The 13799-nt window shown below is 74.8% G+C and carries 11 protein-coding genes and 1 tRNA gene; 5 read left to right on the top strand and 7 right to left on the bottom strand.

What is annotated here, in order from left to right; translation table 11 throughout:
* Positions 1–291: 291 nt before the first annotated feature.
* Positions 292–1191: a rhomboid family protein gene (locus tag A949_RS0114690; RefSeq protein ID WP_019356774.1), complete on the bottom strand. Its 900-nt coding sequence runs from the start codon at positions 1189–1191 to the stop codon at positions 292–294.
* Positions 1192–1332: 141 nt separating this feature from the next.
* The gene (locus tag A949_RS0114685) at positions 1333–1860 is read right to left on the bottom strand and encodes a peptidylprolyl isomerase (RefSeq protein WP_019356773.1); all 528 of its coding nucleotides are present in this window, start codon (positions 1858–1860) and stop codon (positions 1333–1335) included.
* A gap of 203 nt (positions 1861–2063) precedes the next feature.
* Here A949_RS0114685 and A949_RS0114680 point away from each other — a divergent pair, with 203 nt between their 5' ends.
* Entirely contained in the window at positions 2064–2807 is a 744-nt protein-coding gene (locus A949_RS0114680) for a DUF5324 family protein (protein ID WP_019356772.1), read from the top strand.
* Between the two features lie 290 nt (positions 2808–3097).
* On the opposite strand, the gene A949_RS35575 is transcribed toward A949_RS0114680, so the two are convergent.
* Positions 3098–3655: an STAS domain-containing protein gene (locus A949_RS35575; protein WP_019356771.1), complete on the bottom strand. Its 558-nt coding sequence runs from the start codon at positions 3653–3655 to the stop codon at positions 3098–3100.
* Between the two features lie 227 nt (positions 3656–3882).
* Between A949_RS35575 and A949_RS0114670 the strand changes: the two genes are divergently transcribed.
* A complete protein-coding gene (locus A949_RS0114670) occupies positions 3883–6069 on the top strand; it encodes an ATP-binding protein (RefSeq protein ID WP_026004647.1) in 2187 nt (728 codons plus the stop codon).
* Positions 6070–6242: 173 nt separating this feature from the next.
* Here A949_RS0114670 and A949_RS33490 read toward each other — a convergent pair whose 3' ends face one another.
* On the bottom strand, positions 6243–7691 hold the full coding sequence (locus A949_RS33490) for an MFS transporter (protein ID WP_019356769.1): 1449 nt from the start codon (positions 7689–7691) through the stop codon (positions 6243–6245).
* Positions 7688–8176: a carboxymuconolactone decarboxylase family protein gene (locus tag A949_RS0114660; protein ID WP_019356768.1), complete on the bottom strand. Its 489-nt coding sequence runs from the start codon at positions 8174–8176 to the stop codon at positions 7688–7690. The genes A949_RS33490 and A949_RS0114660 overlap by 4 nt, the downstream gene beginning before the upstream one ends.
* Positions 8177–8222: 46 nt before the next feature.
* On the opposite strand from A949_RS0114660, the gene pdxR reads away from it, so the two are divergent.
* A complete protein-coding gene (gene pdxR, locus A949_RS33485) occupies positions 8223–9878 on the top strand; it encodes a MocR-like pyridoxine biosynthesis transcription factor PdxR (protein WP_019356767.1) in 1656 nt (551 codons plus the stop codon).
* A 153-nt stretch (positions 9879–10031) separates the two neighbouring features.
* Here the strand turns inward: pdxR and A949_RS0114650 are convergent.
* Positions 10032–10104 (bottom strand) — tRNA-Ala (locus A949_RS0114650).
* Positions 10105–10234: 130 nt separating this feature from the next.
* Between A949_RS0114650 and A949_RS0114645 the strand changes: the two genes are divergently transcribed.
* On the top strand, positions 10235–10786 hold the full coding sequence (locus A949_RS0114645) for a helix-turn-helix domain-containing protein (protein WP_019356766.1): 552 nt from the start codon (positions 10235–10237) through the stop codon (positions 10784–10786).
* Positions 10787–10857: 71 nt separating this feature from the next.
* Positions 10858–12282, top strand: a complete 1425-nt coding sequence (locus A949_RS0114640; protein ID WP_019356765.1) for a serine/threonine-protein kinase — start codon at positions 10858–10860, stop codon at positions 12280–12282.
* Positions 12283–12308: 26 nt separating this feature from the next.
* Here A949_RS0114640 and A949_RS0114635 read toward each other — a convergent pair whose 3' ends face one another.
* Positions 12309–13799, bottom strand: coding sequence for a hypothetical protein (locus A949_RS0114635; protein ID WP_158687588.1), 1491 nt, complete (start codon positions 13797–13799; stop codon positions 12309–12311).

The raw sequence follows: 13799 nt of genomic DNA, 5'->3' as shown, positions 1-13799 counted from the left end.
GTTGTGGACAACCTGGGGTCGAGCCCGCTTTCGAGCACCGTACGAAGGTCCCGGCCCCCGGTTGTCCACCGGAGTCCGGGGCCGGCCGGCGGGCTGTCTCGGACCTCGCCGACGACCCCGCCGCCTCCGCCGTCCGCGCTTTCCGGGCCGGACGGTCCACGGATGACCGCACGGGAGTGACCTATCTCACAGTCGGGAGCGGCGCCCACGGCACCCGCACGGAGAGAGCGCCCGCCCCGCCCGACCCGTTTCAGGGTCAGGTCAGGTCAGGTCAGGTCAGGTCAGGTCAGGTCAGGTCAGCTGGAGTGTCCGTACCACCAGCAGCACCACGACCACCGCCAGCAGCAGTACGAAGGCGCCGACCTGCACCAGGGTCCGCCGTGCGCGCGGCGCGTGCACCATCGCGTAGGCCAGCAGCACACCCGTGACCAGGCCGCCGACGTGCGCCTCCCAGGCGATGTTCTTCCACGTGAAGGTGAAGACCAGGTTGATGGCCAGCAGGATCAGGATCGGCCGCATGTCGTAGCGCATCCGCCGCATCAGCACGGCCATCGCGCCGAACAGGCCGAAGATCGCGCCGGAGGCACCCAGCGACGCCTGCTGCGGCACGGCCAGCAGGAAGGTGAGCGCGCCGCCGCCCAGCCCGGAGAGCAGATACAGCCCCGCGAAGCGCAACCGGCCCAGCGCCGCCTCCAGCGGCGGGCCCAGGAACCACAGGCCGAGCATGTTCATCGCGATGTGCCAGATCTCCTGGTGCAGGAACATCGAGGTCAGCAGCCGATACCACTGCCCCTCCGCGACACCCTCCACCGGGCCGTACGGCTCGGTGACCGCCCGCCCGAACAGCAGCAGCTCGTCCAGCAGCCGGTCGCCGCCCGCGAGCACGGCGATGAAGACGGCCACGTTGATGCCCAGCAGCACCTTGGTGACCAGCCGCGGATCGCCCGTGACGCGCCCACCCGCCACTGTCCTGGGCCGATCGGCGCCCGCCCGGTGTCCGGTCCCGGAGCCCGACCGTACGCACTCGGGGCACTGGAATCCGACGGAGGCGGCCACCATGCATTCCGGGCAGATGGGCCGCTCGCACCGCGTGCACGAGATGCCCGTCTCCCGGTCGGGATGCCGGTAGCAGTACTTGGGCGCCGGCTGTGCGGCCCCGCCCCCGGGTTGTCCTTCCTGCTCCACGCTCACCCCTCCAGTGTCCCGTACGCACCAGCCCCACCCGCCCTGACATACGGACGGGTGGGGCGTGTGGTTCCCGCAGCCGCTCGCGCCGCCGGCCCCCGACGGAGCCGTCGGTGCCGACTGCCGGCCGCTGCCGCCTGCCGCGAGCTACTGCCGCTCGATGACGACGGACTCCAGCACGACGTCCTTGAGCGGACGGTCGGTGCGGGGGTTGGTCTGCGTACCGCTGATCTTGTCCACGACCTCCCGTCCGGCCTGGTCCGCGACCTCGCCGAAGATGGTGTGCTTGCCCGTCAGCCAGGTCGTCGCACCGACGGTGACGAAGAACTGCGAGCCGTTGGTGCCCGGGCCCGCGTTGGCCATGGCCAGCAGGTACGGCTTGGTGAAGGCGAGGTCGGGGTGGATCTCGTCGCCGAACTCGTATCCGGGACCGCCGGTGCCGTTGCCCAGCGGGTCCCCGCCCTGGATCATGAAACCGCTGATCACACGGTGGAAGACGGTGCCGTCGTACAGCTTCGCTGTGGTCTTCTCACCCGTCTCCGGGTGCGTCCATTCGCGGGAGCCCTCGGCGAGCTCGACGAAGTTCTTGACCGTCTTGGGCGCATGGTTCGGGAAGAGCTGAACGCGGATGTCGCCGTGGTTGGTCTTCAGGGTGGCGTGGAGTTGCTCGGCCACGGTCTACCTTCCATCTGCCTGCATTGTCTCGCCTCGATCCTCCCACGGACGCCGGGGAACGGTGGCTGACCCGGATGCCCGACCGGGAGAGCGGGGCGGAGCACCGGCAGGCATGATCTTCGAAACAGGTGGAAAACGACTTCCTGTCCTCCGTTGTCGGAGAGACTGCCACGTGAGTCATGAGCCACCGAGGAGGAGGAACCGTGACCGCCAAGAAGAGCGTGCGCGCTGCGACCGGCACGGCCAAGGAGAGCGTGCGCCACGCCGCGGAAGTGGTGAAGCCCCACGCGGGCCAAGCCAAGGACACCGCGGCGCGCTATGCCCATGAGGCGGGTGCGCGGCTCGGGCCGAAGGTCTCCAAGGCCGCCGAGCAGGCTCGCCACTCCGCCCGCGAAGGATACGAACACTACGTCGGCCCCCGGGTCGCACAGGCTCTGGACGCCCTCCCTCCCGAGGTCGACAGGACCGCGGGCCGCGCGGCCGAGCACACCAGGGAGGCGGCCCGCCGGGCGGCCGCCTATGCGGGTCCGCGCCTGGAGACGGCGATGACGGAGGCCCGCGCGGCCGCCGGTCCGGCCCGTGAGGAAGCGGCGCAGCGCGGGGCCGCCGCGGTGGCCGCGCTGCGCGGCCAGGTGACGGCCGAGGAGATCGAGAAGCTCACCCGTCGCCGCCACAGGCGCTCGCGCGCCGGCCGGTTCGTGCGGCGCGCCGGTCTGATCGGGCTGCTGGCGGGCGGCGCCTACGCCGCCTGGCGCTGGTGGGACCGGCAGGCGAACCCGGACTGGCTGGTGGAGCCGCCGGCCGCGACCGAGGTCGGCGACCGCGGCTCGCTCTCCAGCGTGAACGGCTCTCCCGCCGAGAGCAGCGGGAGTGACGGGAGCGAGCTGGACCCGGAGGTCCGGGCCAAGCAGGACGACGCGGAGTCCGAGGGCCGCGACAAGCAGTAGCCCGCCTCCGAGGGCCGGCGCCGCGACCGTCGGTGGCGCCGCCCTCGGCTGTGCGCACCGTCGTCGAGGGCGCGGGCTGCCGGCAGGGTGCGGCACCCCGCCGACGCGGAGTCCGCGACCCGGTCCGGGCCGACCGGGCCGACCCGTCTCGCCGCGACGGACCTCGCCGCGACGGCTCGTCGGCGCGCGGAGCGTCTGTGGCGCGGGCGCCCGGCCGGCGCGGGCGCCTTGCGGCCGGGCCCTCACCGCGGGGCACGCGGGTACTCCGATCGGGTGAGGTGCGGGGGGAGTCAGCTCTCCCGGCCGCCGGCCGCGTCCGCTCCGCCCGGACCGGCCGCGCCGTCCGTCCCGCCGCCGTCCGTGTCCGCTGCGTTCGCCGTGTCCCGGTCCGGCTGCTCCGGCAGGGCCTGCGGTGCCGGCACGGGCACCAGGATGTCCTCCAGTCCGGTGATCCGCAGCAGCCGCAGCACCCGCGGGTCGGCGCACACCAGGGTGAAGGCGCCGCCGCTCGCCAGTGCCCGGGCGCGGATGTCCACGAGAAGGGCCAGTCCGCTGCAGTCGATGAAGGTGACCGGCCGCAGATCGGCGACGAGCTGCGGGGCGGGGGCGGCGGTGAGGGCGTAGAGCCGGGGCGTGGTGGCCAGCACCACGGCCAGGTCGATCTCCCCGTGCAGTTCCACCACGCTGCGGCCGTGCTCGGCGCGGGTCAGCACCGTGCCCGCCGGAGTCTCCTCGCCCTCGCCCGGGCTGTCGGCCCCGTACCCGCAGGGCTGTTCGGCGGTGGCCCAGGGCTGCTCTGGTGCGGTGGAGGACAGCCTGCTGCCGCTCGCGTCCGGGTGCGCTGCCATCGGTGCCCTCACGTATGACCTTGTGACCGTAGGAGTCCAGGAAATCGGCCCGTAAGCATAGGCAGGGCCCCTGGGGGTGGCGCTGCGCCACCCCTGCATCGTCACTCGAACGAGTGTAAAAACCCAATTCTGCTTGCGAGTTGACGCTTCACTCTCACGAGTCCTCCGCATCCGGGAGAATGTCCGAAGTGGCGGACTACCGGCCGGTCGGCAGGAAGACTGGTCCCGTGCAGCAGAACATCCCCGAGGAGACCACGTCCTTCGTCGGCAGGGCCGCCGAACTGGCGCGGCTGGCCGAAGCGCTCAGGGAGCAGCGACTGGTGACCCTCGTCGGCGGCGCCGGAGTGGGGAAGTCCCGGCTCGCCCTGCACGCGCTGGGCACCGCACCTCCCGGAGCCGGGAGCATCTACTGGGCCGACCTGTGGCCGCTGCGGAGCGACGAACTCCTCGCCGCCACCGTGGCCGACGCACTCGGCCTCTCCGACCACACGCCCCGGATGCCGCTGGACGCCCTGTGCGGCTGGGTCGCGGACCGCGCCGTGCTGCTCGTCCTCGACTCGTGCGAGCACCTCGTCCCGTCCTGCCGCCATCTGGTCGGCGAACTGCTGACCGCCTGCCCGCATCTGACCGTGCTGACCACCAGCAGGGAGCCGCTGGGTGCCATCCGCGAGGCCGTGCTGCCCGTACCGCCGCTGGCACCCGGTACCGAGGCCGTCGCCCTCTTCCGACAGCGCGCCGAGGCGGTCGGCAGACCGCTGCGCGAGGTCTCCGAACAGCGGCTGGCCGCGGGGCTGTGCGCCCGGCTGGACGGCGTGCCGCTCGCCCTGGAGCTGGCGGCGGCGCAGTTGCGCCACCACACGCTGGCCGAGACCTCGGACCGGATCCGCTCCGGGCTGGATCTGCTCGACGACCCCGGCCGATCCGGTCCGGGAGCGGCCTCCGGCCCGGGTGGAGCGGAACCCGGGCCGTCCGGCGCCGGTCCGGGGCCGGACGGCGGCAGCCCGCCCGGCGGCGTTCCGTCGAGCGGCACCCGGTCCGGACTGTCCGTACCCGGGCCGTCCGGACCGGGCGAGGAACTCCGGCGGCCCGCACGGCACAGCGCCGTGCGGACGGCCGTCGGCTGGAGCCACGAACTGTGCCGCCCCACCGAGCGCCTGCTGTGGGCCCGGCTGACGGTCTTCCCCGCCGGGTTCGACGGCGGGCTCGCCGAACAGGTGTGCAGCGGCGGCCCCTTGACCCCCGGGGAGCTGCGCTCCTGCCTGGCCGGTCTGGTGAACAAGTCGGTCGTCACCGTCGAGGGGGGCCGCTACCGGCTGCTGGACAGCATCCGCGAGTACGGCCGGATGTGGCTGCGGGAACTGGGCGAGACCGAGCAGCTGGCCACCCGGCACGCCGCCGCGCTCGTGGAGCTGTCGCGACAGGCCCGCACCGAGTGGCCCGGGGCGCGCCAGCAGGCGTGGTACGAGCGGATCGAGGAGCTGTACCACGACATGCGCGAGGCGCTGCGGTTCCTGCTGGGCACCGACCCGGCCGCGGCCCTGGAGCTGGCCGGGAACGTGGCCTTCTTCTGGGTGTGCTGCGGCCACCTCTACGAGACCCACCACTATCTGGAGCTGGCGCTGGCCTGCACCGAGGGGTCGAGCGAGGCCCGGACGCGCGGCCTGTGGTCGCTGGGCCTGGCCCGCGTGCTCCACGGGGACCACGAGGCGGGCCGCTCCCTCGCCGAGCTGACCCGGCAGGAGGCCGCCCTCGCCCGGAACGAGGAAGGACTGCGCGGGGCCGCCTATCTGGAGGCACTCGCCGCGCTGCTGGCCGGACGCCCGCTGGCGGCCCTGGCGACGGCCGACGCGGCACTGCGCGACACCGGCCGGGCGCCGGAGCCCGCCTTCGGCAGCACCCTGTGCCGGCTGGCCCGGCTGTTCGCGCTCACCGGCGCCGGCCGGCTCAAGGAGGCCCGCCGCGAGGCCGAGGCCCTGCGCCGGGAGTGTGTACGGCTCGGGGAGTACTGGACCCGCTCGTACACCGACTACCAGTTGGCGCTGATCGCGCTCTTCGAGGACCGGCCGGGCCCGGCGGGCGCCCACGCGCGGGACATGCTCGACGCGAAGCGCCGCATCGGGGACCGCTTCGGCATCGCCCTCGGACTGGAGCTGCTGGCCGCCGCCCACGCACGGGAGGGCGAGCCGGAGCGGGCCGCGCTCGCCTACGGCGCCGCCGCACAGCACTGGGAGATCGTGGGCCACCCGCAGCGCGGCACCCCCGAGGTGGCCCCGCTGCGGGACGAGGGGCAGGCCGCGGCCCGGGCCCGGCTCGGCGACGCGGAGTACGAGGCGCTCTTCCGCGAGGCCCTGCACGCCGACCGCGACGAGGTGCTGGCCCGGGCGACCCGCCCGGCCCCGGAGAGCCGCCGCTGAGGGACGGCAGCGGGACGGCGCAGGACCGGGGGGGCAGGACCGGTGCGGGGCAGGACGGCGCGACGGCCACCCCCGGCGCCCGGGGTGGCCGTCGCGCGGCCCGAGGGACTCCGTACGACCGGCAGGACTGTGCGCGGCGAGGAGGCCCGGGAGGCGCGGCTCACCCGCCCGGCTCACCCGCCCGCCGGTTCCGCCTGGGGCCGCTCCACGCGGGCGGACCCGGCGGCGCCCGCGGACCCCGTCCCGGCCGCGCGGGGGCGGCGGAAGCGCAGGGCGATCAGGGCGGTGCTGCCCGCACCCAGCGCGGCCAGCAGGACGGCATGGCGCAGGCCGTCGGCCCGGGACGCCCCCGAGCCCGCGGCCACCGCGACCAGCAGGGCCAGCCCGACGGCGGCGCCCACCTGCTGGGTGGTGGACGCCATCCCGGACGCGACGCCCACGTTCCGCCCGTCCACCCCGGCGGCAGCGGCACCGAACATCAGGGTGTAGCTCGCACCCTGCCCGAGGCCCAGCACCACCAGCCCGGGCACCGTCGCCGCGTACGAGGCGTCCTCCGCCATCGTCAGCCCGACCGCCGCCGCCCCCGCGGCGGCCACCGCGAGCCCTCCCACCATCGCGGCCCGCATCCCGAACCGGGTGGCGATCCGCCCGGCCAGCAGCGAACCGGCCGCGACGGCCAGCATCGGCACGAGATAGGCCAGCGCCGTCCTCAGCGGGCCGTATCCGTGCACCTCCTGGAAGTAGACGGTCAGGAAGTAGACCAGGCTGCCGATCGTCCCCATGAAGAGGAAGGTGACGGCCACCCCGGTGCTCAGGTCGCGGTCGCGCAGCAGGTGCAGCGGCATCAGCGGGGCCCGGCCGCGCCACTGCCGGAGGAGGAACCCGGCGAGCAGGACGGCGCCGAGGGCCGCGGTGGCCTGCACCGACGGCGCGGACCAGCCCGACTCCGGGCCCTGCACCAGGGCGAGCACCACCGCGGTGACGCCCAGGGTCGAGGTGAGGGCGCCGGGCATGTCCAGCCGGCCGCCCCGAGCGGCACCCGCCGGGTCCGGGGCGATGAGCCGGTACGCGGCGACCAGCGCCGCAGCGGCGAGCGGGACGTTGACGTAGAACACCGCCCGCCAGCCGAGGACCTCGGTGAGCAGTCCGCCCAGCAGGGCGCCCAGGATCAGGCCGCTGCCGCCCGCCGCTCCCCAGACCGAGAACGCCCGGTTGCGTTCCCTGCCCTCGGCGAAGAGCGTGCCGACCAGGGTGAGGGTCGCGGGGAAGAGGAACGCGCCCCCGATCCCCTGCCCCGCGCGCGCCGCGAGCAGCAGACCCGGGCCGCCGGCCAGCCCGCCGGCCAGGGACGCAGCACCGTAGAGCAGGAGGCCGAGGACGAACATCCGCCGGGGGCCGAACAGGTCGCAGGCCCGGCCGCCGAGCAGCAGGAACCCGCCGAAGGCGACGGCGTAGGCGCTCACCACCCATTGCAGGCCGCCCGGCGTGAACCCCAGGCCGGTGCCGATCCGCGGCAGCGCCATGTACACGATGTTGTAGTCCAGGGCGACGATGAGCTGGGCGAGGGCCAGCAGAGCCAGGATGCGGCCCGGCCGGCCCGCCCGCGCCGCGGCGGGGTTCATCGGCGCGCCGCCCGCTCGTCCGTGCCGGCGACCTTGGCGGTGGCGAGCGCGACCCGGTTCCAGGTGTTGATGGCGAAGGTGAGGGCCAGCAGCGCGGCCAGCTCCGACTCGTCGAAGTGGCGGGCCGCCCCGTCGTAGGCCGCGTCCGGCACCCCGGCGTCGGAGACCCGGGTGACCGCCTCGGCGAGGGCCAGGGCCGCCTGCTCCCGCGCGGTGAAGAAGTGCGCGGCCTCCCGCCACACGGCGACCATGTGCAGCCGCTCCTCGCTCTCGCCCGCCCCGCGGGCGTCCGACGTGTGCATGTGGAGGCAGTACGCGCAGCCGTTGAGCTGCGAGGCACGGATCTGGACCAGTTCGACCAGCGCCGGGTCGAGGTGCTCACGTGCGGCGGCGTCGAGACCGATCAGGGCCTTGAACGCCTTCGGGGCGCTCTTGGCGAAGTTCAGTCGCGGGGTGGTGGGAGCGGTGTTCTCGTTCGTCGTCATGCCTCGAACCTAGAAGTCCGAATGACCGGCTGTAGGGTGCAATTCCATGGGAGAAACACGGGTCAATTCCTCGGATGCGGAGCCGGACCCGGACGCGAAACCGGGACCGGATACGAAACCGGACCCGGGCGCGGAACCGGACCCGGGCGCGGAACCGGCGGCGTCCGGGGCGGCGGAGGTGCTCGGGCAGGACCTGCACGTGGAACTGGCGGCCGCGGGTGGGCGCCGCACCGTGCTCATGGACGCCCTGCGGGAGGCGGTGCGGTCCGGCCGGCTCGCCCCCGGGACCCGCCTGCCGCCCTACCGCTCCCTCGCCGCCGACCTCGGCATCGCGCGCAACACCGTGGCCGAGGCGTACGGCGAACTGGTCGCCGAAGGCTGGCTCACCGCCCGGCAGGGTTCCGGTACCCGGGTGGCCGGCCGCGCTGAGCCGCTCGCGCCCCGCCGCCCCGGACGGCAGCCGCCGGGACCGGCGGAACCCGCCCCTCCCACGCACAACCTCCGGCAGGGCCGGCCGGAGGACGCCTCCTTCCCGCGCGGCCCCTGGCTGGCCTCGGCGCGGCGGGCGGTGAGCGCCGCGCCCAACGAGGCGTTCGGGCCGGGCGACCCGCGGGGCCGCATCGAGTTGCGCCGCGCCCTGACCGACTACCTGGCCCGCGCGCGGGGAGTGCGCACGAGCCCCGAACGCATCGTCATCTGCTCCGGGTTCTCCCACGCGCTGCGGCTGCTCGGCGGCGCGGTGCTGCCGGGCCCGATCGCCGTGGAGTCCTACGGCCTGCCCTTCCACCGGGCACTGCTGGCCGCCGCGCCGGTGGCCACGACGCCCCTGTCGCTCGACGAAAGCGGCGCCCGCGTCGAGGAGTTGACGGCTCTCCCGGAAGTGCGGACCGCGCTGCTCACCCCGGCACACCAGTTCCCCACCGGGGGGCCGCTGGAGCCGGAGCGGCGCACGGCGATCGTCGACTGGGCCCGCGGCGTCGGCGGGCTCCTGCTGGAGGACGACTACGACGGGGAGTTCCGCTACGACCGCAAGCCGGTGGGCGCCGTACAGGGGCTCGACCCCGACCGGGTGCTCTATCTCGGCTCGGCCAGCAAGAGCCTGTCCCCCGCGGTGCGGCTGGGCTGGATGGTGCTGCCCGACCATCTCGTCGACGACGTGCTCGCCGTCAAGGGCGAACGGGAGGGCTGGACAGGTGTGCTGGACCAACTGATCCTGGCCGACCTGATCACCTCCGGGGGCTACGACCGCCATGTCCGCCGCATGCGCCGGCGCTACCGGCGCCGCCGCGACCAGCTCCGCACCGCACTGGAGCGGCACGCCCCGCATGTGCACGCCACCGGCATCTCGGCGGGGCTGCACGCCGTGCTGCGGCTGCCCCCGGGCACCGAGCGCTCGGCGGTCAAGGCGGCCACCTGGCAGGGCGTCGCGCTGGACGGGCTGGCCGCCTTCCGCCACCCGGCGGCGACCATGCCCGCACCGGACGGCCTGGTCGTCGGCTACGCCACCCCCTCCGACCACGCCTGGACCCCGGCTCTGGACGCGCTCGTGCGCGCACTGCCGCCGCCGCCCGAGCCATCCGGCCCGCAGGCCGCTGCAGCCGGCACCCTCGCCGACGCCGACACCCCGGACGCAGCCTCCGACACCTCGGACGCCTCCGAGACAGACGCAGACGCAGACGCCCAGCCGGATGCGCACAGGTGACCGAGCACGGCTGCCGTCGCACACCGCCGCCCGCGCCGGAGGCCCGAGGCCGGGCGCGGACGGCGGCGCCGGGGCCCGGCGGGACCGCGGTCGGCCGGGGCACGAAAAATGCCCTCCGCCCCGCGTTTTCGCAGGACAGAGGGCACTTCCGGGTGGAGCCAAGGGGAGTCGAACCCCTGACATCTGCCATGCAAAGACAGCGCTCTACCAACTGAGCTATGGCCCCGTCGCGCACCAGGGTACCGGCTCCGGGAGACGAATTCCGACCGGGTATCGCCCCGCCCCCGCCGCCGTCCGTAGGATGCACGGCAAGTTCGCGCGAGCGAAGCACCACAGGGCAGCCCAGGGGAGACGCCATGGACGCAGCAGCACAGGACCCGACGGCGAAGGCGCGCGAGCTCCAGAGTCAGTGGTACGGCGAGCCGTTGGGAACCCTCTTCCGCCGTCTGATCGAGGACCTGGGGCTCAACCAGGCCCGCCTCGCGACGGTGCTCGGACTGTCCGCACCTATGCTTTCGCAGCTCATGAGCGGGCAGCGGGCAAAGATCGGGAACCCGGCCGTCGTCCAGCGCGTCCAGGCCCTCCAGGAGCTGGCCGCCGAGGTGGCCCGCGGCGACATCAGCGCGGCCGACGCGACCAACCGGATGGACGAGATCCGCCGGACCGCGGGCGGCAGTGTGCTCAACAACACCGCCCAGACCGCCTCCTCCGGCGCCTCCCAGACCCCGGTCAAGCGGGTCGTACGGGAGATCCAGGCCCTGCTGCGGTCGGTCTCGGACGCCGCCGACATCATCGAGGCGTCCAACACACTCGCCCCCTCCCACCCGGAACTGGCAGAGTTCCTCCGGGTCTACGGCGCGGGCCGCACCTCCGACGCGGTCAAGCACTACGAGTCGCACCAGAGCTGATCACCACGAGCCGCACCGCGGTTCACTGCGGTACGGCGGAAGCGCGGAAGCAAGGGGCGGGCGCGAGCACCATGGGTGAGATCTTCGCCGGCAGGTACGAGCTGGTCGATCCGATCGGACGCGGCGGTGCCGGGACGGTCTGGCGCGCCTGGGACCACCGGCGCAGGCGGTATGTGGCCGCCAAGGTGCTGCAGCAGTCCGACGCCCACACCCTGCTGCGCTTCGTCCGCGAACAGTCCCTGCGCATCGACCACCCGCACGTGCTGGCCCCGGCGAGCTGGGCGGCCGACGACGAGCAGGTGCTGTTCACGATGGAACTGGTCAGGGGCGGTTCGCTGGCCCATCTCGTCGGCGACTACGGCGCCCTGCCTCCCACGTTCGGGTGCACCCTGCTCGATCAGCTGCTCTCCGGTCTGGCCGCCGTGCACGCCGAGGACGTGGTGCACCGGGACATCAAACCGGCGAACATCCTGCTGGACTGCACCGGCACGGGCCGTCCGCACCTGCGGCTGTCCGACTTCGGCATCTCCATGCGCAAGGGCGAGCCCCGGCTGACCGAGACCAACTACGTCGTCGGTACGCCGGGCTACTTCGCACCCGAGCAGATGCTGGAGGCGGAGGCGGACTTCGCCTCGGACCTGTACGCGGTCGGGCTGGTGGGCCTCCATCTGCTCACCGGCCGGAAGCCCGACGCACAGGCGCTGTTCGGGGAGTACGAGCACGGGTTGCCCGCGGCGCCCGAGGGAGTGGCCGAGCCGCTGTGGCAGGTGCTGGGCCAGTTGCTGCAGCCCGATCCGGCCGTGCGCTTCCGCACCGCGACGGGCGCCCGCAAGGCCCTGGCCGCGGCCGCCGAACTGCTGGACCGGGACGCGACGGTGGAGCAGGAGGCCGTGGAGGTCTTCGACCACATCGGCCAGCTGCCGGGAGGGTTCGGCCCGGACGGCCCGCTGCGCCCGGCCCCACCGGGCCCGGACACGGCCGCCGGCGCTGCCACCGGGACCGATGCGGGCGCCGCCGGCGCTGCCACCGGGACCGGCGGCGGGACCGGCAGCGGGACGGTGGCCGGGAGCGGCACCGCCGGGACGGCCGCCGAGGAGACCGCCGCCGGGGCGGCGCCTGCGGCCGCCCCGGCGCCGGGGGCGGCACCTGCCCCGCGACCGTCCGACACCGGAAGCTTCCCGTTGCAGCCGCCCGCTGCGGTCCCCGCCGCAGCGGCCACCGCCGCGCAGCCGGTGCCGCAGCAGCCGGCCACACCACCGGCGGCGCCCCCGCGGCCCGGTCCGTACTCCGCCGCGGCGGACCAGGGCACCTGTGCCTCCCCGGCGTACGGGTACCCGGCGGGACCGCCGGGCGCGGTGCGCCCGGCGGCGCCACCCGCGCACGGGCCGGCCCCCGCGCGGAGGCCGGGCCCGCCGCTCAAGGTGGCGGTGCCGATGCTGCTCGTCGCGCTCCTGTGCCTGGCCACGGGCGTCTGGGCGCTCTCGGCCGCGGCGTAGCCCGCAGCGCTCCCGCCGGGCGGGCTCTAGCCCCGCGGCGGGCCTCCGTGCGGAGGGCCGTGGGGCGAGTGGTGCGGGAGCGGACCGTCCGGCGGGACCGCAGCGTAGGGGGCGGGCGCCGGATACCCGGCCGTGCGGGCCCGGCGGCGGGCCAGCAGCAGCCAGAGGGCGAGGACGAGGAGGAGCGCCGCGCCCGCACCGACACCGGCCCAGCCCACCGTGCGCAGGGTCGCGCTGTGTTCGGCCTGGGCCTCGGTCAGCCCCTTCTCGGCCATCTCCCGGTCCCGGCCGGAGACCCCGAATCCGGCAGCGGCGGCGTCCCCGTCGTACTCCGGACCCTGCTGCGCCCGGCCTCTGACGTCGATCCGCAGGGTGACCGGGGTGCCGTCCGGGAACTGCGTGGCCATGTCCGGGCCGACGGTGACGGCCACGTAGTACCAGCCGGCGAAGCGGGTCCCGGAGGCGGCGTCGAGGAAGCGGTTCTCGTAGCGCACCGGGTTGCTGTAGCGGTCGAACTCGGCTCCGTCGCCGTCGTAGCCCTGGAAGTCCTCGTCGTAGAGCGGGGTGCGCGCCGGGTTGTAGACATTCATCCGGAAGCCGTGCGGCACATACCGGCTCCCGGTCCCGGACCGCCGCGCGGAGTTGGGCAGCTCCGTACGCGCGTACAGCCGCTGCCCCCAGTCCACGGGCACCCGGAACCAGCGGGTCTCCCCGGCGCGGACGCGGTCCTTCCACACCCCGTCCCCGAGCGCGCGGGCGTCGGCGAAGCCGGTGCCGCCGGTGCGGGTCTCCGCCGGGCCCGAAGGCGGTGCGGGGCGGGTGTTGTGGGCGTCGGTCTCCTCCTCGGCGCCGGGCCGGGGTGCCGGGATGCCGCCCTTGAGACCGGGCTCCGTCATGACCGACAGCTCCAGCGGCCAGGAGCTCGGGTCGGAGTTGTCGCCCTCCTCGCGGACGACATGGACCAGATAGGGCCCCGCGGTGCGGCAGTCCTCGTCCGCGGGGTCGCCCATCAGCCGGGAGGCGGTGGCGGCCAGCGGGAAGGCGGTGTCGCCGCTCCCGGTGGCGGAGCCCTCGGAGCAGGAGTCCCCGTCGGTGTTCTGCAGCGTCACCTTCAGGCCGTCCTGGAAGGTGACCCTGGAGCCCGGTTCCGGAATCCCGGTCGCGGTCACATGGACGTCCGCCTTCGCGTCCAGGTCGAGCGCGTAGTACTTCTCCTGACCCGGCCGGATCCGGTCGGTGAACAGGCCGGACGCCACCTCGGGCGCGTCCGCGCTGCTCGCGGCGCCGGTGATCCGCTGTGCGTCGGCGGCCGGCTCCCAGCCGCGCGGGGTACCCGCCGCCCACGCCCGCGGTGCGCCCTGGCCGCCCAGGACTCCGGCGGTCAGGCACAGCAGGGCGGTCAACGCGGCGGCGCGGGCCGCACGTCGGCGCCCGTGCCCGGGTTCGTGGCCGGGGCCGGGGCCGGGGCCGTGGGCGGATCCGCCGCGCCCGTCACTCCTGTCACACCCGTTGCGCAT

The organism is Streptomyces sp. AA1529, assembly GCF_000280905.1.
GTDB lineage: Bacteria > Actinomycetota > Actinomycetes > Streptomycetales > Streptomycetaceae > Streptomyces.
Note: the sequence above shows the minus strand (reverse complement) of the source record. Positions and strands in the feature narration are given on the sequence as shown.

Coding starts and splice junctions, on each gene's coding strand:
- A949_RS0114645 (WP_019356766.1), top strand. CDS start 10,235: ATGGACGCAGCAGCACAGGACCCGACGGCGAAGGCGCGCGAGCTCCAG.
- A949_RS0114635 (WP_158687588.1), bottom strand. CDS start 13,799: ATGCGCAACGGGTGTGACAGGAGTGACGGGCGCGGCGGATCCGCCCAC.
- A949_RS0114660 (WP_019356768.1), bottom strand. CDS start 8,176: ATGACGACGAACGAGAACACCGCTCCCACCACCCCGCGACTGAACTTC.
- A949_RS35575 (WP_019356771.1), bottom strand. CDS start 3,655: ATGGCAGCGCACCCGGACGCGAGCGGCAGCAGGCTGTCCTCCACCGCA.
- A949_RS0114640 (WP_019356765.1), top strand. CDS start 10,858: ATGGGTGAGATCTTCGCCGGCAGGTACGAGCTGGTCGATCCGATCGGA.
- A949_RS33490 (WP_019356769.1), bottom strand. CDS start 7,691: ATGAACCCCGCCGCGGCGCGGGCGGGCCGGCCGGGCCGCATCCTGGCT.
- pdxR (WP_019356767.1), top strand. CDS start 8,223: ATGGGAGAAACACGGGTCAATTCCTCGGATGCGGAGCCGGACCCGGAC.